19 protein-coding genes are annotated in these 20,716 nt (G+C 70.5%); 13 read left to right on the plus strand and 6 right to left on the minus strand.

The window, feature by feature from the left end; all coding sequences use genetic code 11:
* The first annotated feature begins 6 nt into the window (after window positions 1–6).
* The 8 genes from murG to AB0F38_RS04300 all read left to right on the plus strand — a co-directional run bounded on the left by murG (window position 7) and on the right by AB0F38_RS04300 (window position 7,263).
* On the plus strand, window positions 7–1,101 hold the full coding sequence (murG, locus tag AB0F38_RS04265; RefSeq protein WP_361886297.1) for an undecaprenyldiphospho-muramoylpentapeptide beta-N-acetylglucosaminyltransferase: 1,095 nt from the start codon (window positions 7–9) through the stop codon (window positions 1,099–1,101).
* A gap of 49 nt (window positions 1,102–1,150) precedes the next feature.
* The gene (locus AB0F38_RS04270; protein ID WP_361886300.1) at window positions 1,151–1,945 is read left to right on the plus strand and encodes an FtsQ-type POTRA domain-containing protein; all 795 of its coding nucleotides are present in this window, start codon (window positions 1,151–1,153) and stop codon (window positions 1,943–1,945) included.
* A gap of 276 nt (window positions 1,946–2,221) precedes the next feature.
* On the plus strand, window positions 2,222–3,436 hold the full coding sequence (gene ftsZ, locus AB0F38_RS04275; protein WP_361886303.1) for a cell division protein FtsZ: 1,215 nt from the start codon (window positions 2,222–2,224) through the stop codon (window positions 3,434–3,436).
* Window positions 3,436–4,185: a peptidoglycan editing factor PgeF gene (pgeF, locus tag AB0F38_RS04280; protein WP_361886771.1), complete on the plus strand. Its 750-nt coding sequence runs from the start codon at window positions 3,436–3,438 to the stop codon at window positions 4,183–4,185. Before ftsZ ends, pgeF begins: the two co-directional genes overlap by 1 nt.
* Before the next feature lie 6 nt (window positions 4,186–4,191).
* On the plus strand, window positions 4,192–4,911 hold the full coding sequence (locus AB0F38_RS04285) for a YggS family pyridoxal phosphate-dependent enzyme (protein ID WP_361886306.1): 720 nt from the start codon (window positions 4,192–4,194) through the stop codon (window positions 4,909–4,911).
* A 127-nt stretch (window positions 4,912–5,038) separates the two neighbouring features.
* The gene (sepF, locus tag AB0F38_RS04290) at window positions 5,039–5,650 is read left to right on the plus strand and encodes a cell division protein SepF (protein WP_361886310.1); all 612 of its coding nucleotides are present in this window, start codon (window positions 5,039–5,041) and stop codon (window positions 5,648–5,650) included.
* 91 nt (window positions 5,651–5,741) lie between these two features.
* Window positions 5,742–6,038, plus strand: coding sequence for a YggT family protein (locus AB0F38_RS04295; RefSeq protein ID WP_014045410.1), 297 nt, complete (start codon window positions 5,742–5,744; stop codon window positions 6,036–6,038).
* A 49-nt stretch (window positions 6,039–6,087) separates the two neighbouring features.
* Entirely contained in the window at window positions 6,088–7,263 is a 1,176-nt protein-coding gene (locus AB0F38_RS04300; RefSeq protein WP_361886313.1) for a DivIVA domain-containing protein, read from the plus strand.
* A 228-nt stretch (window positions 7,264–7,491) separates the two neighbouring features.
* On the opposite strand, the gene ileS is transcribed toward AB0F38_RS04300, so the two are convergent.
* Window positions 7,492–10,641: an isoleucine--tRNA ligase gene (gene ileS, locus AB0F38_RS04305; RefSeq protein WP_361886316.1), complete on the minus strand. Its 3,150-nt coding sequence runs from the start codon at window positions 10,639–10,641 to the stop codon at window positions 7,492–7,494.
* Between the two features lie 534 nt (window positions 10,642–11,175).
* Here ileS and AB0F38_RS04310 point away from each other — a divergent pair.
* Genes AB0F38_RS04310 through AB0F38_RS04325 form a run of 4 tightly spaced genes read left to right on the plus strand, consistent with a single transcriptional unit; the run spans window position 11,176 to window position 14,084 of the window.
* Entirely contained in the window at window positions 11,176–11,988 is an 813-nt protein-coding gene (locus AB0F38_RS04310; RefSeq protein ID WP_361886319.1) for a TraR/DksA C4-type zinc finger protein, read from the plus strand.
* Window positions 11,989–12,046: 58 nt separating this feature from the next.
* Window positions 12,047–12,646 carry a signal peptidase II gene (gene lspA, locus AB0F38_RS04315; protein ID WP_361886322.1) on the plus strand — a complete coding sequence of 200 codons (600 nt, stop codon included), beginning with the start codon at window positions 12,047–12,049 and terminating at the stop codon, window positions 12,644–12,646.
* Between the two features lie 23 nt (window positions 12,647–12,669).
* Window positions 12,670–13,611, plus strand: a complete 942-nt coding sequence (locus AB0F38_RS04320; protein WP_361886325.1) for an RluA family pseudouridine synthase — start codon at window positions 12,670–12,672, stop codon at window positions 13,609–13,611.
* Window positions 13,608–14,084 carry a GNAT family N-acetyltransferase gene (locus tag AB0F38_RS04325; protein ID WP_361886328.1) on the plus strand — a complete coding sequence of 159 codons (477 nt, stop codon included), beginning with the start codon at window positions 13,608–13,610 and terminating at the stop codon, window positions 14,082–14,084. The genes AB0F38_RS04320 and AB0F38_RS04325 overlap by 4 nt, the downstream gene beginning before the upstream one ends.
* A 24-nt stretch (window positions 14,085–14,108) precedes the next feature.
* Here the strand turns inward: AB0F38_RS04325 and AB0F38_RS04330 are convergent, their stop codons facing one another.
* Window positions 14,109–15,251: a mechanosensitive ion channel domain-containing protein gene (locus tag AB0F38_RS04330; RefSeq protein WP_361886331.1), complete on the minus strand. Its 1,143-nt coding sequence runs from the start codon at window positions 15,249–15,251 to the stop codon at window positions 14,109–14,111.
* Window positions 15,252–15,289: 38 nt separating this feature from the next.
* Here AB0F38_RS04330 and AB0F38_RS04335 point away from each other — a divergent pair, with 38 nt between their 5' ends.
* On the plus strand, window positions 15,290–15,868 hold the full coding sequence (locus AB0F38_RS04335) for a dienelactone hydrolase family protein (protein WP_361886334.1): 579 nt from the start codon (window positions 15,290–15,292) through the stop codon (window positions 15,866–15,868).
* Between the two features lie 66 nt (window positions 15,869–15,934).
* Here the strand turns inward: AB0F38_RS04335 and AB0F38_RS04340 are convergent, their stop codons facing one another.
* The 4 genes from AB0F38_RS04340 to AB0F38_RS04355 all read right to left on the minus strand — a co-directional run bounded on the left by AB0F38_RS04340 (window position 15,935) and on the right by AB0F38_RS04355 (window position 20,584).
* On the minus strand, window positions 15,935–16,927 hold the full coding sequence (locus AB0F38_RS04340) for a zinc metalloprotease (protein WP_361886337.1): 993 nt from the start codon (window positions 16,925–16,927) through the stop codon (window positions 15,935–15,937).
* A gap of 689 nt (window positions 16,928–17,616) precedes the next feature.
* On the minus strand, window positions 17,617–18,432 hold the full coding sequence (locus AB0F38_RS04345) for a DsbA family protein (RefSeq protein ID WP_361886340.1): 816 nt from the start codon (window positions 18,430–18,432) through the stop codon (window positions 17,617–17,619).
* A gap of 51 nt (window positions 18,433–18,483) precedes the next feature.
* Window positions 18,484–19,200, minus strand: a complete 717-nt coding sequence (locus AB0F38_RS04350) for a hypothetical protein (RefSeq protein ID WP_361886343.1) — start codon at window positions 19,198–19,200, stop codon at window positions 18,484–18,486.
* A 58-nt stretch (window positions 19,201–19,258) separates the two neighbouring features.
* Entirely contained in the window at window positions 19,259–20,584 is a 1,326-nt protein-coding gene (locus AB0F38_RS04355) for a DUF2252 domain-containing protein (protein ID WP_361886346.1), read from the minus strand.
* Window positions 20,585–20,716 lie beyond the last annotated feature (132 nt).

Here is a 20,716-nt window from a genome sequence, read left to right on the forward strand (position 1 = left end):
ATTTCGGTGCATGTCGTACTCGCCGGCGGGGGGACCGCCGGCCACATCGAGCCCGCGCTTGCCCTCGCAGACGCCCTGCGCAGGCAGGACCCGACCGTGGGAATCACTGCCCTCGGCACGGAACGCGGACTCGAGACAAGGCTCGTACCCGAGCGGGGGTACGAACTGGCGCTGATCCCTGCCGTGCCGCTGCCCCGTAAGCCCACACCCGAGCTGATCACCGTCCCGGGGCGGCTGCGCGGCACGATCAAGGCGGCCGAGCAGATCCTGGAGCGCACCAGGGCGGACTGCGTGGTCGGCTTCGGCGGCTACGTCGCCCTGCCCGGCTACCTCGCCGCGAAACGCGCCGGGGTCCCGATCGTCGTCCACGAGGCCAACGCCCGGCCGGGCCTGGCCAACAAGATCGGTTCGCGGTACGCCCACGGGGTCGCCGTCTCCACCCCCGACAGCAAGCTGCGCGGTGCCCGCTACATCGGCATCCCGCTGCGCCGGACCATCGCCACCCTCGACCGGGCCCGGGTCCGCCCGGAGGCGCGTGCGGCCTTCGGGCTCGACCCCAACCTGCCGACGCTGCTGGTCTCCGGCGGCTCGCAGGGCGCCCGCCACCTCAACGAGGTGGTCCAGCGGGTCGCACCGCTGCTGCAGCGGTCCGGTATCCAGATCCTGCACGTGGTCGGCCCGAAGAACGAATTGCCGCGCGTCGACAACATGCCCGGGATGCCGCCCTACATCCCGGTACCGTACGTGGACCGGATGGATCTCGCGTACGCCGCGGCCGACATGATGCTCTGCCGCGCGGGCGCGATGACCGTCGCCGAACTCTCCGCCGTCGGGCTGCCCGCCGCCTACGTACCCCTGCCGATCGGCAACGGCGAACAGCGGCTCAACGCCCAGCCGGTGGTCAACGCGGGCGGCGGACTGCTGGTGGACGACGCGGCGCTCACCCCCGAGTGGGTGCAGGGCAACGTCCTTCCGGTGCTGGCGGATCCGCACCGGCTGTACGAGATGTCCCGGGCCGCCGCGGAGTTCGGGCGACGGGACGCCGACGACCTGCTCGTCGGCATGGTGTACGAGGCGATTGCCGCACGCCGCCAGGCGTGAGGCGGTGCGGACCCGGGGCGGGCGCCCCGGGTCCGGCGAAGGAGCGAGCGTGGCCGGACCGACGACCGCCCAGCGCGGCGCAGCCAAACAGGCCGACACCCCGGCCCGACCGCCGCACGCCGGCCCCGAAGGGCGCCGGCTGACCGGCCGTACGCGACTGATCCTGGCCGCGGTCGCCGTGGCTCTGATCGCCGCGGGAACGCTCTGGGTGCTCTACGGCTCCTCCTGGCTGCGGGTCGAGCAGGTGACGACCAGTGGCACCGACGTCCTGACCCGTGCCGAGGTGGAGGCCGTGGCGGCGGTTCCGGTCGGAGCTCCGCTGGTCTCCGTGGACGTCGAGGCCATGGAGGACAGGTTGCGCCAGAAGCTGCCCCGTATCGACTCCGTGGATGTCGTGCGGTCATGGCCGCACGGCATCGGCCTTAAGGTGACCGAACGACAGCCGGTCCTGTTGGTGAGGAAGGGCGCGAAGTTCGTCGAAGTGGACGCCAAGGGCGTGCGCTTCGCCACGGTGGACGAAGCGCCCGGACGTGTACCTCTGCTGGAGTTGGACGCCGACCGGTCGGCGAGTCTGCGACGCTTCGGCAGTGACCGTCTGTTGCGGGAAGCGGTCGATGTCGCGGGCGATCTCCCGGAAAGGGTGGCCGGGGAGACCCGGGTCGTGCGCATCACCTCGTACGACTCCGTCGTCCTGGAGCTGACCCGGGGACGGACCGTGATGTGGGGCAGTGGTGAAGAAGGGGCCGTGAAGGCGCGGGTCCTCACCGCTCTCATGAATGCCTCGCCCAAAGCGGGGCACTTCGACGTGAGTGCGCCCACCGCGCCCGCCGCATCGAAGAGTTGACGCGTATTCGGCCTGGCCAGCACCCTGGTTGGTCAGCGCTACGGGTGATCACATAGGGTGAAAAGAAAAACGGGAGGTTCGGCGTGTTCGTTGAACGTGCGCCACTTGTCGACTTAGTGTCCTGTTCGGAAGAGTCCAAGAAGCGGACACACTGGTAACCCTAAACTTCAACGTTAGGGTTTGGGTCGGCGTCCGGACCGTCCCAATCGGCATCCGTCGTCGCGGCGGGACTACCGCGAAGCGACGACACGTAACTCGAGGCGAGAGGCCTTCGACGTGGCAGCACCGCAGAACTACCTCGCAGTCATCAAGGTCATCGGTGTCGGCGGCGGTGGTGTCAATGCCATCAACCGAATGATCGAGGTCGGCCTCAAGGGCGTCGAGTTCATCGCGATCAACACCGATGCGCAGGCACTGCTGATGAGTGACGCCGACGTCAAGCTCGACGTCGGCCGTGAGCTCACCCGTGGCCTCGGCGCCGGGGCGAACCCCGCCGTGGGCCGCAAGGCGGCCGAGGACCACCGTGAGGAGATCGAGGAGGTCCTCAAGGGGGCCGACATGGTCTTCGTCACCGCCGGAGAAGGCGGCGGCACCGGCACCGGCGGCGCACCCGTCGTCGCCAACATCGCCCGCTCGCTCGGCGCCCTGACGATCGGTGTGGTCACCCGCCCGTTCACCTTCGAGGGCCGGCGACGCGCGAACCAGGCGGAGGACGGCATCGCCGAGCTCCGTGAAGAGGTCGACACCCTCATCGTCATTCCCAACGACCGGCTGCTGTCCATCTCGGACCGCCAGGTCAGCGTGCTCGACGCCTTCAAGTCGGCCGACCAGGTGCTGCTCTCGGGTGTCCAGGGCATCACCGACCTCATCACGACCCCGGGTCTGATCAACCTCGACTTCGCCGACGTCAAGTCGGTCATGTCCGAGGCCGGATCGGCGCTCATGGGCATCGGATCTGCCCGCGGCGACGACCGTGCGGTGGCCGCCGCGGAGATGGCGATCTCCTCGCCGCTCCTGGAGGCGTCCATCGACGGCGCCCGCGGTGTCCTGCTCTCCATCTCCGGCGGCAGCGACCTCGGTCTCTTCGAGATCAACGAGGCCGCGCAGCTGGTGAGCGAGGCGGCCCACCCGGAGGCGAACATCATCTTCGGCGCGGTCATCGACGACGCGCTGGGCGACGAGGTGCGGGTCACCGTGATCGCAGCGGGCTTCGACGGCGGACAGCCGCCGGCCCGTCGCGAGACCGTCCTCGGCGCGGGCGCCGGCAAGCGCGAGGAGCCGGCTCCGCCGGCCCGCACCGCCGAACCGGTGCGCCAGACCAGCACGCTGGGCTCCGTGCCCCCGCGTGAGGAGACCCAGGCGCCGGCCGAGCCGGTGCCTGCGGCGAACGAGAGCTCGCTGCCGCCGGTCTCCCCTCCGCACGTCCCGACGGCACGTCCCTACCAGGACTCCCAGGCCGAAGAGCTGGACGTACCGGACTTCTTGAAGTGATAGGTCCGCAGCACGCGGTGAAGACCGCGGAGTCTTCGGCGGGCGGCGCCCATTTCGCCTTCACCGACAGGTGGGGCGGAGTGAGCGCCGTTCCGTACGAGGAGCTCAACCTCGGCGGCGCGGTGGGCGACGACCCCGTCGCCGTCCGCACGAACCGCGAACGCGCCGCCGCCGCGCTCGGCCTGGATCCGGCGCGGGTCGTCTGGATGAACCAGGTCCACGGGCGCGAGGTGGCCGTCGTCGACGGGCCGTGGGGCGACGCGAGTGACATCCCCGCCGTGGACGCGGTGGTGACGGCCCGGCGGGGACTCGCGCTCGCGGTTCTCACCGCCGACTGCACCCCCGTACTGCTCGCCGATCCTTCGGCCGGCGTCGTCGCGGCCGCCCACGCGGGCCGGCCGGGACTCGTCGCGGGGGTCGTACCGGCCGCCGTCGAGGCCATGACCGCTCTCGGCGCCGAACCGTCCCGGATCGTCGCGCACACCGGACCGGCCGTCTGCGGACGGTGCTACGAGGTTCCGGAGCAGATGCGTGCCGAGGTCTCCCGGACGGTCCCGGCCGCGTGGTCGGAGACCAGCTGGGGGACACCGGCGGTGGACGTCACCGCCGGAGTGCACGCCCAGCTCGACGCCCTCGGGGTCGGCGACCGGCACAGCTCGTCGTTCTGCACCCTGGAATCGGGCGACCACTTCTCGTACCGCCGCGACCGCACCACGGGTCGGCTCGCGGGATATGTCTGGTTGGACTGATAGGGCATGACGGAACGCAGGGCTCAAATCGCCGCGAATCTCGCACAGGTGGAGGAACGTATCGCGTCCGCCTGCGCCTCGGCGGGCCGCGGACGGGAAGAAGTGACCCTCATCGTGGTCACCAAGACGTATCCCGCGAGCGATGTGCGGATTCTGCACGAACTCGGTGTGCGCCATGTCGCGGAGAACCGCGACCAGGACGCGGCACCCAAAGCCGTGGCGTGCGCGGATCTGTCGCTCACATGGCACTTTGTCGGACAATTGCAGACGAACAAGGTTCGTTCCGTGGCCGGTTATGCCGATGTGGTGCAGTCGGTGGACCGGACCAAGCTCGTCTCCGCGCTCTCGGCGGCGGCGGTGAGAGGCGGACGTGAACTCGGCTGCCTCATCCAGGTCGCCCTGGACGCGGAGAGCGGCGAGCGCGGTGACCGGGGCGGGGTCGCGCCGGACGCGATCGAGGAGTTGGCCGCGGCGGTGGAGGCGGCACCCGGGCTCCGGCTCGGCGGCCTGATGACCGTCGCCCCGCTCGCCGGGCCGTACGCGGGCCGGCAACGGGCCGCGTTCGACCGCCTGATGGAATTCTCGTCCCGCCTGCGCGGGAACCATCCGGCTGCGAACATGGTCTCTGCGGGAATGAGTGCGGATCTCGAGGACGCGGTGGCGGCCGGAGCGACACATGTACGCGTCGGTACGGCGGTACTCGGAGTCCGACCCCGGCTCGGGTAACGTCGCGAAGCAAGTCGGACCACAGCAGAAAATATGGTCATTCCCGCTCGGAGCGGGCAGGCCGGAGTGGATCTCGGGCACTTGGTGACACGAATGCCGATCCACCACAGAGCGGAGGACTCGGAGCATGGCCGGCGCGATGCGCAAGATGGCGGTCTACCTCGGCCTCGTGGAGGACGATGGGTACGACGGTCCGGGGTTCGACCCCGATGACGAATTCGAACCCGAGCCGGAGCCCGAGCGGGACCGGCGGCGGCACCAGCCCGCGCATCAGGTGGAGCGGGAAAGGGATGAACCGGTACGAGTGGTGCAGCCGCCCGCGCCGCGTGAGCCGGTTCAGCTCCCGGCGGAAAGCGGACGACCCGCCCGAATCGCACCCGTGGCATCCATCACACCTGACCGCCCGAACCTGGAGAAGAACGCACCGGTGATCATGCCCAAGGTCGTGTCCGAGCGGGAGCCCTACCGCATCACCACGCTGCACCCCAGGACCTACAACGAGGCCCGTACCATCGGGGAACACTTCCGTGAGGGCACTCCGGTGATCATGAATCTCACGGAGATGGACGACACGGACGCGAAGCGACTTGTCGACTTTGCCGCGGGACTTGTCTTCGGTCTCCATGGCAGCATTGAGCGGGTGACGCAGAAGGTGTTCCTGTTGTCGCCTGCTAACGTCGATGTCACGGCGGAGGACAAGGCCCGCATCGCAGAGGGCGGGTTCTTCAACCAGAGCTGAGAACACGACAACGGGAACAACCCGGCCGCGAGGCCGGTGCCGGCCGGGAGGCCGGAGCTGACGAGAGCCAGGGGAGAGGGAAGCGCGGGACATGGGCGTCGCACTGGATGTGGTCTATATCGCGCTGATGTGTTTCCTCATCGTGCTGATCTTCCGGCTGGTCATGGACTACGTCTTCCAGTTCGCACGTTCATGGCAGCCAGGCAAGGCGATGGTGGTCGTTCTCGAGGGCACTTACACTGTCACCGATCCACCGCTGAAGCTTCTGCGGCGGTTCATACCGCCGTTGCGTCTCGGGGGCGTGGCACTTGACCTGTCCTTCTTCGTTCTGATGATCATCGTCTACATTCTGCTCAACATCGTGGGCAAGCTTGCGAGCAGCGTGTGAACGATACGGTCTTGCCGACTGCCGACGACTACGTAGAGGTGAAGAAGAGATGCCGCTGACCCCCGAGGACGTGCGGAACAAGCAGTTCACGACCGTCCGCCTCCGAGAAGGCTATGACGAGGACGAGGTCGATGCCTTCCTCGACGAGGTCGAATCGGAGCTGACCCGCCTGCTCCGTGAGAACGAGGACCTGCGTGCCAAGCTGGCCGCCGCCACGCGTGCGGCCGCGCAGAACCAGCAACAGCAGGGTATGCGCAAACCCCCGGAGCAGCAGGACCGGCCCGGTGCCCCCGTGCCCGCCGCCATATCGGGCCCACCGGTACAGCAGCAGCAGCCCCCGCAGATGGGTCCCCCCCAGCTGCCCGGTGGCGCTCCGCAGCTGCCTGCCGGTCCCAGCGGCCATGGCCCTCAGGGTGGCCACGGTCCCCAGGGTGGCCACGGTCCCGGTCCGCAGGGTCCCCACGGCCCCGGCCCGATGCAGGGCGGTCCCATGGGTGGCCCGATGGGCGGCCCCATGGGCGGTCACGCCCCGCAGCAGCAGATGCAGCAGATGCAGCAACAGCAGATGCAGCAGCAGCAGATGCAGCAGCCCGGCCAGGGCCCCGGCGGCGACAGCGCCGCGCGTGTCCTGTCCCTCGCCCAGCAGACCGCTGACCAGGCGATCGCGGAGGCCCGTTCCGAGGCCAACAAGATCGTCGGCGAGGCGCGCAGCCGAGCCGAGGGTCTTGAGCGTGACGCGCGTGCCAAGGCGGACGCACTGGAGCGGGACGCGCAGGAGAAGCACCGCGTGGCGATGGGCTCGCTGGAGTCGGCCCGCGCGACGCTGGAGCGCAAGGTCGAGGACCTGCGGGGCTTCGAGCGCGAGTACCGGACCCGTCTGAAGTCCTACCTGGAGAGCCAGCTGCGTCAGCTGGAGACCCAGGCCGACGACTCGCTGGCTCCGCCGCGCGCCTCCGCCGCCGCCTCACTGCCGCCGTCGCCCTCGCTGGCTCCGGCCGGTGCGGGTGCGATGGGCCACACCATGGGCTCGAACCACGGTGGGCACGGCAACCAGCAGATGGGTGGCAACCCGTCCATGGGCGGCGGACCCTCCTACGGCGGCCAGCAGCAGATGTCGCCCGCGATGACGCAGCCGATGGCTCCGGTGCGGCCGCAGGCTCCGCAGCCGATGCAGCAGGCGCCTTCGCCGATGCGTGGGTTCCTGATCGACGAGGACGACAACTGACCGGTCTGCGCTCGCTGAGCGCGTAGCCGTCGGCAGGCAGAGGGCCGGGCCCCGGGATTTCCCGGGGCCCGGCCCTTTCGCGTGCCCGGTCGGCGGGGCGGGGCCCGCCCGCTGTGCGGACTCGTGCTCCTCCAGTCGCCGCAAGGGCTGGGAGCGAGCCCTGCAGCGGGGCAGACAGAAGCGGCCCGCCCGTCCGGTCGGACGGGCGGGCCGCTCAGGTCGTGCGGGTCAGCGCTCCGTCTTGCGGAGGCGGAAGGTGAGGGCCAGGCCCTCGTCCTCGAACGGGGTGCCGTACGTGTCGTCCGCCTCGCCCTGCGCGTAGTCCAGGGCCAGGACCTCGTCCGCGATCAGGACCGCGTGCCCGGTCAGGGCCTCGGCCGTGGCGGGGGACGTCGTGGTCCAGCGGACCGCGATCCGGTCCGCCACGTCCAGGCCGCTGTTCTTGCGGGCCTCCTGGATCAGGCGGATCGCGTCACGGGCCAGCCCCGCCGCACGCAGCTGCGGAGTGATCTCCAGGTCCAGGGCCACCGTCGCGCCCGAGTCGGAGGCCACCGACCAGCCCTCGCGCGGGGTCTCCGTGATGATGACCTCGTCGGGGGAGAGCGTGACCTGCTCGCCGTCGACCTCGACCGTTGCCGTGCCCTCGCGCAGGGCCAGCGAGAGCGCCGCGGCGTCCGCGTCCGCGACCGCCTTGGCCACGGCCTGGACTCCCTTGCCGAAGCGCTTGCCCAGCGCGCGGAAGTTCGCCTTCGCGGTGGTGTCGACCAGCGAGCCGCCGACCTCCGAGAGGGAGGCCAGGGAGGAGACGTTCAGCTCCTCCGTGATCTGGGCGCGGAGCTCGGGCGGGAGGGACTCGAAGCCGGACGCCGCGACCAGGGCCCGGGACAGGGGCTGGCGGGTCTTGACGCCGGACTCGGCACGCGTGGCGCGCCCGAGCTCGACCAGGCGGCGCACGAGCGCCATCCGGGAGGAGAGCGCCGGGTCGATCGACGCCGGGTCGGCCTCCGGCCAGGCCGCGAGGTGCACCGACTCGGGCGCGTCCGGGGTGACCGGGGTGACCAGGTCCTGCCAGACCCGCTCGGTGATGAACGGGGTCAGCGGGGCCATCAGCCGGGTGACCGTCTCGACGACCTCGTGCAGCGTGCGCAGCGCCGCCTTGTCGCCCTGCCAGAAGCGGCGGCGGGAGCGGCGCACGTACCAGTTGGACAGGTCGTCGACGAACGCCGAGAGCAGCTTGCCGGCGCGCTGGGTGTCGTAGCTGTCCAGGGCCTGGGTCATCTGGTCCACGAGGGTGTTCAGCTCGCTCAGCAGCCAGCGGTCCAGGACCGTGCGCTCGGACGGCGCGGGGTCGGCCTCCGACGGCGCCCAGGCCGACGTACGGGCGTACAGGGCCTGGAAGGCGACCGTGTTCCAGTACGTGAGGAGCGTCTTGCGGACGACCTCCTGGATGGTGCCGTGGCCCACCCGGCGCGCCGCCCACGGGGAGCCGCCCGCCGCCATGAACCAGCGCACCGCGTCGGCGCCGTGCTGGTCCATCAGGGGAATGGGCTGGAGGATGTTTCCCAGGTGCTTGGACATCTTGCGGCCGTCCTCGGCGAGGATGTGGCCGAGGCAGACCACGTTCTCGTAACTGGACTTGTCGAAGACGAGCGTGCCGACCGCCATCAGCGTGTAGAACCAGCCGCGGGTCTGGTCGATGGCCTCCGAGATGAACTGCGCCGGGTAGCGGCTCTCGAAGACCTCCTTGTTCTTGTACGGGTAGCCCCACTGCGCGAACGGCATCGAGCCCGAGTCGTACCAGGCGTCGATGACCTCGGGGACCCGGTACGCCTCCAGCCGGCAGTTGTCCCGCGAGCAGGTGAACGTGATCTCGTCGATGAACGGGCGGTGCGGGTCCAGCCCCGACTGGTCGGTGCCGGTGAGCTCGCTCAGCTCGGCGCGCGAGCCCACACAGGTCAGGTGGTCGTCCTCGCAGCGCCAGATGGGCAGCGGGGTGCCCCAGTAGCGGTTGCGGGACAGCGCCCAGTCGACGTTGTTGTTCAGCCAGTCGCCGAAGCGGCCGTGCTTGACCGAGTCCGGGAACCAGTTCGTCTTCTCGTTCTCCTGGAGCAGCCGGTCCTTGACCGCCGTCGTGCGGATGTACCAGGACGGCTGCGCGTAGTACAGCAGTGCGGTGTGGCAGCGCCAGCAGTGCGGATAGCTGTGCTCGTACGGGACGTGGCGGAAGAGCTTGCCGCGGGCGGCCAGGTCCTCGGTGAGCGCCTCGTCCGCCTTCTTGAAGAAGACCCCGCCGACCAGCGGGAGGTCCTCCTCGAAGGTCCCGTCGGGGCGGACGGGGTTGACGACGGGGAGGCCGTAGGAGCGGCAGACCACGAGGTCGTCGGCGCCGAAGGCGGGGGACTGGTGGACCAGACCCGTGCCGTCCTCGGTCGTGACGTACTCGGCGTTGACGACGTAGTGCGCCTCGGCGGGGAAGTCGACCAGGGAGAACGGGCGCTCGTAGGTCCAGCGCTCCATCTCGCGGCCGGTGAAGGACGGGCCGGTGAGCTCCCAGCCCTCGCCGAGGGCCTTCTCGACCAGCGGCCGGGCGACGACCAGCTTCTCCTCGCCGTTCGTCGCGACGACGTAGGTGACGTCGGGGTGCGCGGCGACGGCGGTGTTGGAGACCAGGGTCCAGGGGGTCGTCGTCCAGACCAGCAGCGCGGCCTCGCCGGCCAGCGGTCCCGAGGTGAGCGGGAAGCGGACGAAGACCGACGGGTCGACGACCGTCTCGTAGCCCTGGGCCAGCTCGTGGTCCGAGAGGCCGGTGCCGCAGCGCGGACACCAGGGGGCGACGCGGTGGTCCTGGACCAGCAGGTCCTTGTTGAAGATCTCCTTCAGCGACCACCACACGGAGTCCACGTACTCCGGGTCCATCGTGCGGTAGGCGTCGTCCAGGTCGACCCAGTAGCCCATCCGGGTCGTGAGCTCGGTGAACGCGTCGGTGTGGCGGGTGACGGACTCGCGGCACCTGGCGTTGAACTCGGCGATGCCGTACGCCTCGATGTCCTTCTTGCCGTTGAAGCCCAGCTCCTTCTCCACCGCGAGCTCGACCGGCAGGCCGTGGCAGTCCCAGCCGGCCTTGCGGCCGACGTGGTAGCCCTGCATGGTGCGGAAGCGCGGGAAGACGTCCTTGAAGACGCGGGCCTCGATGTGGTGGGCGCCCGGCATGCCGTTGGCGGTGGGCGGGCCCTCGTAGAAGACCCACTCGGGGCGGCCCTCGGACTGTTCGAGGCTCTTGGCGAAGACCTTGTTGTCGCGCCAGAAGTCGAGCACGGCGTGCTCGAGGGCGGGCAGGTCTACCTGGGCGGGTACCTGGCGGTACTGCGGCGATGTCATGTGCGGGCTCCTCCGGCGGACGTCTTCCGATTCCGTCGGAGGGACGAGAACCACCGGTTCCCGCGGTACCACCCTCCTTGGCCCCGGACGTGCGCCCGTGGCCCCCTCATTGGGGTCGCGATGCCGGGTCTACTGGCCTTTCGGCGTTCTTCCGGCGGCTCCGGGGTGATCTTCACGACGCGCTCGCCCCCGGGCTCCCACCGTCCCCGGGTCGCTGCCGGCTGCGTACGACGCTACTCGTCCCATCCATGCCTCTCGCTGCGGCCAGTGTACGGGCCCGTCCGGGCGACGGCCGACCGGTTTATCCGCAGGACACGGCGTGACCCGAATGGCCAGTCGGGACGGACGGGGTCCCGGGTGTCCGGGCGGGCGGATTACCGGGCGGGGAGCTGGGCACAACGGTTGCAGGCACGTCACCACGCGAGCACGGGAAGGGCCGACCGGCGGCGTGCCCCGTTGCCGCGGAGCTGGGGCCGACTTATCGTCCCAGCACGATTCGCGTGCAAGATCACAATATGTGAAGGGGCCGCGGCCATGGTGGCGAAGAAGACCGCCGTAACGAGAACGGCGTCCGCGGGCTCCACGGCTGCGGCTGCCGGGGAGACGGCCGGGAGCGAGGAGGCCGTCACGGACCCCGGTCCCGACGCGGACCGGGAGGAACCGGCCGTGAGGACGGCGAGGAAGGCGGCCAGGAAACCGGCGGCGCAGGAGCCGGACGAGCAGGAACGGGCCGATCGGGCTCCGGCGCACCACGGGCCGGCGAAGAAGAGCCCGGCGAAGAAGAGCGCAGCCAAGAAGGCTTCGAAGAAGGCCACGGGGGCGGCCCAGGCCGCCGAGCAGACAGGAGCCCACACGGTGGTAGCCAAGAAGAGCGCCGGCCGGTCCGCGGCAGCAGGAAAGGGCGGCTCGACCGCCGTGCCGCAGGCCCGTGCGGCCGCCGCGACGGTGACGGGCGAGCTCGCGGTCAGGCCCGGGGAGGACCCCTGGACTCCGGAGGAGGTCACCGAGGCGCGGACGGTGCTGACCAGCGAGGTCCTGCGGCTGCGCAGCGAGCTGGAGGCGTCGGGTGCGGCGCTGGCCGGCCTGATGCGGGACTCCGGGGACGGCGCCGGTGATGACGACGCCGACACCGGCACCAAGAACATCACCCGCGAGCACGAGCTGTCCCTGGCGGCCAACGCCCAGGAGATGCTGGAACAGACGGAGCGGGCCCTCGCCCGGCTCGACGCCGGGACGTACGGGCTGTGCGAGGTCTGCGGCGATCCGATCGGCAAGGCGCGGATGCAGGCGTTTCCCCGGGCCACCCTCTGCGTGGAGGACAAGCAGAAGCAGGAGCGGCGCGGTTGACCTCACCCGGTGTGTCGTACCCTCGTCTTCAGTCAGGCACCTAGGTTGAGGGACTCACGTGGCAGAGGCGGAGCGCATCATCGGTACGCCGGATATCCCCGACGCCGAGGGGGCTGACGGGGCGGAGCCCCAGCAGCCCTCCGGGGGCGCGAGCCCGGCGGCCGGCGGCCAGGGCAGGAGAAAGATCCTCGTCCTGCTCGGCGTGGCCGTCCTGGCCTATCTGCTGGACCTGGTCAGCAAGATGATCGTGGTCGCGAAGCTGGAGCACGAGGAGCCCATCGAGATCTTCGGCGAGTGGCTGAAGTTCGACGCGATCCGTAACGCGGGCGCCGCCTTCGGGATCGGCGAGGCCTTCACCGTGATCTTCACGGCCATCGCGGCCGTCGTGATCGTCGTGATCATCCGGCTGGCGCGCAAGCTCTACAGTCTGCCCTGGGCCATCGCCCTGGGCCTGCTGCTCGGCGGAGCGCTCGGCAACCTCACCGACCGCATCTTCCGCGCGCCCGGCGTGTTCAAGGGCGCGGTGGTGGACTTCATCGCCCCCGCGCACTTCGCCGTCTTCAACCTCGCCGACTCCGCGATCGTCTGCGGCGGCATCCTGATCGTGATCCTTTCCTTCAAGGGCCTGGACCCCGACGGCACCGTGCACAAGGACTAGTGGGCGCAAGGCATACTCGACAGGTGAGTACGTATCCCGAGGTCCGCACCCTGCCCGTACCCGACGGCCTGGAAGGCGAGCGCGTCGACGCCGCCATCTCCCGGATGTTCGGTTTCTCCCGCACGAAGGCCGCCGAGCTGGCCGCTGCCGGGAAGGTCCAGGTGGACGGTGCGGTGGCCGGGAAGTCCGAGCGGGTGCACGGCGGCGCCTGGCTGGAAGTGGAGATGCCGCAGGCGCCCGCTCCGGTCCAGATCGTCGCCGAGCCCGTCGAGGGCATGGAGATCGTGCACGACGACGACGACATCGTCGTCATCATGAAGCCCGTCGGCGTCGCCGCCCACCCCAGCCCCGGCTGGACCGGGACCACCGTGATCGGGGGGCTCGCGGCGGCCGGCTACCGGATCTCCACGTCCGGTGCCGCCGAGCGTCAGGGCATCGTGCACCGGCTGGACGTCGGCACCTCCGGCCTGATGGTCGTGGCCAAGTCCGAACGCGCCTACACGCTGCTCAAGGCACAGTTCCGCGACCGGGTCGTCGAGAAGAAGTACCACGCGCTGGTGCAGGGCCACCCGGACCCGATGAGCGGCACCATCGACGCCCCCATCGGGCGCCACCCGCAGCACGACTACAAGTGGGCCGTCACCGCCGAGGGCAAGCCCTCCGTGACGCACTACGACCTCATCGAGGCCTACCGCGCGGCCAGCCTGCTCGACATCAAGCTGGAGACCGGGCGCACGCACCAGATCCGCGTGCACATGTCCGCCCACCGCCACCCCTGCGTGGGCGACCTGACCTACGGCGCGGACCCGACGATGGCCAAGCGCCTGGGCCTCGCCCGTCAGTGGCTGCACGCGGTCCGGCTCGGCTTCGAGCACCCCTCGGACGGGAGCTGGGTCGAATTCTCCAGCACCTACCCGGACGACCTCCGCCACGCCCTCGACACGATCGCGGCCGAAAGCCAATGAGCTCCGCAGCAGCCGCGTACAGCACCCGCAGGGCTGTGGACGAGAGTGACCTCGCGGCCTGCTTCCAGGTCCGCAAGGACGTCTTCGTCGGTGAGCAGCAGGTGCCCGAGGAGATCGAGTACGACGCCCACGACGCCCGCGCCGTGCACGTCCTGGCCGTGGCAGCGGACGGTACCGCGCTCGGTACGGGCCGCCTGCTGCACGGTGCCGCGGCGGCCGGCCGGACCGGGGGCGACCTCACCGTCGGCTCGCTGGGCCGGCTCGCCGTGACCCGGGAGGCCCGAGGCCTCGGTGTCGGCGCCGCGCTGGTCCGCGCCATCGAGGAGGAGGCACGCGCGCTGGGCCTGGCAGGTGTCGACCTGCACGCCCAGACGCACGCCCTAGGCTTCTACGAGCGGCTCGGCTACGTCGCGTACGGCCCCGAGTTCCCGGATGCCGGGATGCCGCACCAGGCCATGCGCCGGGTGCTCTGACACGTCCCGCCCGCCGGCGGTGATTCAGCCGCGCCCGGTGCGGGGGGTCCTGTCCTGGCCGGGCACCTGGCCGTTGGACGGGGCCCGCCCGCCGTCCGCGCCCGTCAGTTCCCGCCAGTGGTCGCCCGGCGGCAGGGTGGCGGGAGCCGTCATGACGCGCGGCAGGGCGTACGGGTGGTGGTCCCGGAGCCAGCCGATCATCTGTTCCCGCACCGCGCAGCGCGCAGTCCAGATGTCGTCCGCGTCCTTCGCCGTCACCACGGCCCGTACCTCGATCGTCGTGGAGCCGGTGTCCGTGACGGCCAGGGACCAGTCGCGACCGTCCCACGCGGCGCACTCGCCGAGGATGTCGCGCAGCTTGTCACGCATCGCGCCGACCGGGGCCGAGTGGTCGAGCTGGAAGAAGACCGTCCCGGACATCTGCACCCCGCCGCGCGACCAGTTCTCGAACGGCTTGCTGGTGAAGTAGGACACGGGCATCGTGATCCGCCGCTCGTCCCAGGTCCGTACCGTGAGGAAGGTGAGGGTGATCTCCTCCACGGTGCCCCATTCGCCGTCCACCACCACGGTGTCGCCGATCCGGACCATGTCGCCGAAGGCGATCTGGAAGCCGGCGAAGAGATTGCCGAGTGTCGACTGGGCCGCGACACCGGCGACGATGCCGAGCACCCCCGCGGAGGCCAGCATCGAGGTGCCGACGGTGCGCATCGCCGGGAACGTCAGGAGCATCGCGGCGACCGCCACCGTCGCCACCACGGCGGTGACCACACGCTGGATCAGCGTGACCTGGGTCCGGACCCGGCGGACCCGGGCCGGATCGCGGGTGGACGTCGCGTAGCGGGCGTACGAGGACTGGACGACGGTCGCGGCGACGCGGATCACCAGCCAGGCGGAGGCCGCGATCAGCACCAGCGTCAGGACCTGGCCGATCGCACCCCGGTTCTCCCGCACCAGGTCGAGGCGGAGCTGGCCGAAGCTGGCCCTCAGCAGCGCCGTGCAGAGCACCACCTGCAGGGGCGGACGGCAGAGCCGCAGCAGACCCCAGACCGGCGTCTCGTGATGCCGGCTGTCGGCACGCCGCAGCAGCCGGTCGACCAGCCACCCCGCCACCAGCGTGACCATCAGCGATCCACCCACCACGAGCAGCGGTCGCAGGATGTTCTCCATTCCGTCGTCCTCCAAGCGATCGGGGCACAGCTGGCACCATGGGACGCATGAACATCATGCTTTTCCATTCGACCTACGGTCTGAGGCCCGCTGTGCACGCGGCTGCCGACCGGCTGCGCGCAGCCGGTCACGAGGTGCGCGTGCCCGATCTCTTCGAAGGACACACCTTCGACACGGTCGACGAGGCGATGGCCTTCCAGGAGCAGGTCGGCAAGGACGAGCTGCTCAAGCGCGCCGTGCTGGCCGCCGCGCCGTACTCCGACCAGGGGCTGGTCTACGCGGGCTTCTCGTTCGGGGCGTCGGTGGCGCAGACCCTCGCGCTCGGTGACGCGAAGGCGCGCGGGCTGCTGCTGCTCCACGGCACGTCGGACCTCGCGGAGAACGCCTCGGTGGAGGAGCTGCCGGTACAGCTGCACGTCGCCGACCCCGATCCGTTCGAGTCGCACGACTGGCTGAACAGCTGGTACCTCCAGATGCAGCGGACCGGCGCGGATGTCGAGATCTACCGCTACCCCGGGGCAGGGCACCTGTTCACCGACCCGGATCTGCCCGACTACGACGAGGACGCGGCCGAGCTGGCCTGGAAGGTCGCGGTCGGATTCCTCGCGACGTTGTAGACCGTCCGCACAACACGACGAGGGCCCGAAGGGGTTCGGGCCCTCGTGTCCGTCCCGGCTGTGGGGTCAGCCGGCCCGGTAGGCGGTCCAGCTGTCGCTCATGCGCTGCACCTGGCCGCCGGTGAACTGGTACATGCACGCGTCGTAGGTGTAGTCCATGAAGTTGTGGACCGGGTCGGCGCCCGGCTTGTTGGCGCACGTGTCACGGCCCGTCGGGCAGGCGTAGGCGGCGCTCTTCTCGGCCGGGGTGTCCTCGACGTAGTCGCCGTTTCCGTTGCAGCCGCCCTGGAAGGTGTGGTAGAGCCCCAGCCAGTGACCGACCTCGTGCGTGGCGGTGTCGCCCTCGTCGTAGTTGGTGGCGGAGCCGCCCGGCAGCGAGGTGTCGAGCAGGACCACGCCGTCCATGGACGGGCTGGTGCGGTAGGAGCTCGGGAAGGTCGCCCAGCCGAGCAGGCCGCCGCCGAGGTTGGCGGTGTAGACGTTCAGCGCGCCGGCGCCGCCCTGGCGGAGTGCGGACTTCATGGCCTTCTCCGCGGTGGAGCCGGAGCTCAGGTTGTACCAGGACGCGTTGTCCGTGTAGTCCGTGCCGGCGAGCGTGAAGCGGAAGCCGGAGTCGGTGTTGCCCGTCCCCTGGCCGCTGTAGGCGGCGTTGAGGACGCTGAGCTGGTTGTTGATGTCGGTCGACGAGAGCTTCCCGGTCGTCCCGGAATGGATGACATGGAAGTAGACCGGGATACTCGCTCCGGCAGCGGCCGTCGAGCCCGTGACCCGGCGGTCGGCGAGTCTCTCGCGCAGATCCGCGTCCATGGCCTTGGCCTTGGCGGCACTGACCTCGTTGGGTTCGGCGGCGTGATCGGCCCCGCCCGGGCGGGCCTGACGGGCCGTCGCACCTGCCGCGGGGGCATCGGCGCACTCCTGTGCGGACGATGACGCCGACGGCGCGGCGACCGCGCTCCCGGGCGCGCTGGACAGCGGAGCCAGGGCAAGAGTTCCGGCCAGGACGGCCGTGCTCAGGGCGTGACGGCGCAGGCGTGGTGATATGCGGACAAGAGCGCGCACGGTGACTCCTAGCGGACATGTGGGGGGAGGAACTTCCTCCCCCGCCGCCGGGAGATTACGTGGCCATGTCACCTTTCAAGGAGAGTTGATCAAGCCAATCAATTCTTTCGCAAACAAGGGCAATAGGGGGCGAAGTGTTCGGGGCATCCCAGGGGTTGAGATGGTTACGTAACATCTGGCGCTATCCAGACGGGTGGTGTGTCCGGATTCGGTCCATGGGTGGCACCGTTCGTGGTCAACGGCGTTACTGCTCCTCGCGGGATCGCGAGTGGCTGGATTTGATCGGTCGGCCCCCCGGTGGTCGGCCTTCTGGATCTTCCGGATGCCGCTGAGCGTGCGGTGCGAGCGGACCCAGGACACCGCGGCCTGACTCTCGTCCTGGTCGAAGACCGCGTAGCGGCCCGTCCGTGAGCGCTCGGCGGTCGCGTCGGGGACCTCGTGGCCCGCGAGTCCATGTGGCGGTCGGCGGCCTCCGCCGCCCCCTCACGGGCCGGTGGTGAGGGGGCGGCGAAACCGTGGCCGCGGCCCTGACGGCCGTGCGGCGGCCGGGACGCGGAACCGTCGACCGGTCTCGGAGCGGTACCCGGCCGGCGCGTAGAGCGAACAGGCGGGCGAACCAGAAAGGTTCGCCCGCCTGTCGGTGATCCGGTACCCGAAGTCCTGCCTCCGGTGCGCCGGAGCTTCTCCCGTCAGCCCTTCAGGGCCTTGGTGATCGCCGCGGTGAACTCGGCCTCCGTCATGGGGGCGTTCTCGCTGCCCTCGGCGGTGACCTTCTTGCCGTCCATCATCAGCGTCGGTGTGCCCTGCACCCCACTCTTGTCGAAGGCCTTGGACATCTTGATCGCCCAGGCGTCGTACGTACCGTCCTCGACGTCCTTCTCGAACGCCTTGTTGCCCTTGAGCGCGTCCACCGAGTTCGCCACCTCGATCAGGAAGTCGTCCTTGGCGAACTTGTCCTCGCTCTCCTGCGGGTGGTACTTCGCGGAGTACAGCGCGGCCTTGTAGTCGAGGAAGGCCTCGGGGCTCACGTCGAGCGCCGCACCCAGCGCGCTCAGGGCGTTCTTCGAGCCCTCGCCGTTGTCCGTGTTGTCGATGAAGGTCGCACCGACGTACTTGATCCTGTACTTGCCCGCCTCGACGTCCTCGGCGATCGTCTCGCCGACCCCCTGCTCGAACGTGGCGCAGATCGGGCAGCGCGAGTCCTCGTACAGTTCCAGGGTCTTCTTGGCGGAGGACTCGCCGATCACGACGGTCGTGCCGTCGTCGCCCGAGGTGTTCTTCGGCGCCGTCACGTTCTTCGCGTCGGCGGCGGCCTCCCAGGCGGAGGGCTTGTTCAGCTGCGACACGCCGTAGGCGATGCCGCCCACGACCGCGAGCACGCCGACCACCGAGACGGCGACGACGACCTGCTTGCGTGCCTTGTCCTTCTTGGCCTGGCGCTCGCGCTCGGCGCGCAGCCGCTCGCGGGCGGCCTGCTTGTTGGCCTGGCTGTTGCGGTTGCTCATGTGTGCTCTCCGGTGTGCGTGGGGGTGGTCTCGGGGGGTGTCGCCGTGTGCTCAGGCTGTGACGGGAGCCGAGCTCGGCGGTCCCCTCCGTCCCACGGAGTGCACCAGGAGGCGGGCAGGGAAGAGCGGGCCGGGCCGCCCGGCGGAGCGGGCGTCGCGGCGTACGAGCGGCCGGGCGGTCCCGGCCACGGCGGCCGCGGTCAGCAGCGGCCGGAACGCGACGGCGGCCGCCGCGCGCAGCAGGCCCGCCAGCGCCGCCTCACCGTGCCACAGCCAGGCCGCGGCCAGCAGGCCCACCGCCACGTGGACGGCCAGCAGCAGCCACGGCACGGCGGGGCCCGGAGAGGCCAGCAGGGCGGCCGCCCGGTCCCCCGTGGCGCTCACCCCGGCCAGCGGCGCACCCACGGCGGCGACACCGGTGAGCGGCACGGGCGCCTCGCCGCCGCAGAGCAGGTCCACGCCCACGGAACGCAGCGGGCCCGCGATCGGGCCGCCCGCCGCCCCGTAGCAGAGGTGCTGTCCGGTGGTGAACACCGTGTCGGCGGCCAGCTCCAGCGGGACCAGCAGCCCGGCGATCGCCCCGTAGCCGCGCTCCCGGCCCGCCAGCGCGAACGCCACGGCGAAGACGGCACCGGCCAGCAGCGCGACCGCCGTGAGCGGCAGCGGGACCCGGGAGAGGAGCACATGGGACGTGGAGGAGAGCGTCACGACGAGCGCGGTGAACAGCGCCGCGCGTACCGCCCTGATCTGCTTCCCTGATACGTCCATCGCCGCAGAGTGTGCCATGCGTCCCCGTAAAACGAGCCCTAAGGCCGTCGGCCGGGTCCTACAGCCCCGGGATACGGCCGTTGCGGAAGAGGTCCACGAAGATCTGATGATCGGCACGGGCGCGGGCGCCGTAGCCGTGCGCGAAGTCGACCAGCAGTTCCACGAAGCCCTCCTCGTCCGCGGCGATGGCCGCGTCGATCGCGCGCTCCGTGGAGAACGGCACCAGCGAGTGCCCGCTCTCGTCGTCCGCCGCCGAGTGCATCGTCGCCGTGGCCCGGCCGAGATCGGCGACGACCGCCGCGACCTCCTCCGGCTCGTCGATGTCGGACCAGTCCAGATCGACCGCGTACGGCGAGACCTCGGCGACCAGCTGGCCCGCCCCGTCCAGCTCGGTCCAGCCCAGCCACGGGTCGGCGTGCGCCTGCAGGGCGCGCTGCGAGATCACCGTGCGGTGCCCCTCGTGCTGGAAGTAGTCCCGTACGGCCGCGTCGCCGATGTGCCGGGAGACCGCCGGGGTCTGCGCCTGCTTGAGGTAGATCACCACGTCGTTCTCCAGGGCGTCGCTGTTGCCCTCCAGGAGGATGTTGTACGAGGGCAGGCCGGCCGACCCGATGCCGATGCCGCGGCGGCCGACGACGTCCTTCACCCGGTACGAGTCGGGCCGGGTCAGGCTCGACTCGGGGAGCGTCTCCAGGTAGCCGTCGAACGCGGCGAGCACCTTGTAGCGCGTCGCGGCGTCCAGGTCGATCGCACCGCCGCCGGCGGCGAACCTGCGCTCGAAGTCCCGGATCTCCGTCATCGAGTCCAGCAGCCCGAACCGGGTCAGCGAACGGGCGGCACGGAGCGCGCCCAGCAGCGGGCCCTCGGCGGTGTCCAGGGTGAAGGGCGGGACCTCGTCGTTCTTCGCGCCCGTCGCCCGGGCGTGGATGCGCTCCCGGTACGCGGCGGCGTAGACCCCGACCAGCTCGCTGATCTGGTCGTCGCTCAGCGCCTTCGCGTAGCCGATCAGGGCCACGGAGGCCGCGAAGCGCTTGAGGTCCCAGGTGAACGGGCCGACGTAGGCCTCGTCGAAGTCGTTGACGTTGAAGACCAGCCGGCCGTTGGCGTCCATGTACGTGCCGAAATTCTCCGCATGGAGATCGCCGTGGATCCACACCCGGCTCGTACGCTCGTCGAGATACGGGCCGCTGTGCTGCTCACGGTCCAGATCGGCGTAGAACAGCCCGGCGGAGCCCCGGTAGAAGGCGAAGGCCGAACCGGCCATCTTGCGGAACTTCACCCGGAAGGCGGCGGGATCGGCGGCCAGGAGCTCACCGAAAGCGGTGTCGAAAACGGCGAGAATCTGCTCCCCGCGCTGCTCCGCGCGGGTCTGCGTGTCCGACATCGCTGGGTGCCTCCTGCTACATGGCGGTCATGACAAATGGGGCGGGTGTCCCCGCCCTTCCAACGCGCGACCGTACCCCGGAGTGCCCGTCACCTGTCACCTCGGAGACGTAGACTTCCACGCTGTCCCCCC

This window comes from Streptomyces sp. NPDC025273, assembly GCF_040638585.1.
Taxonomy (GTDB): domain Bacteria; phylum Actinomycetota; class Actinomycetes; order Streptomycetales; family Streptomycetaceae; genus Streptomyces; species Streptomyces cinereorectus.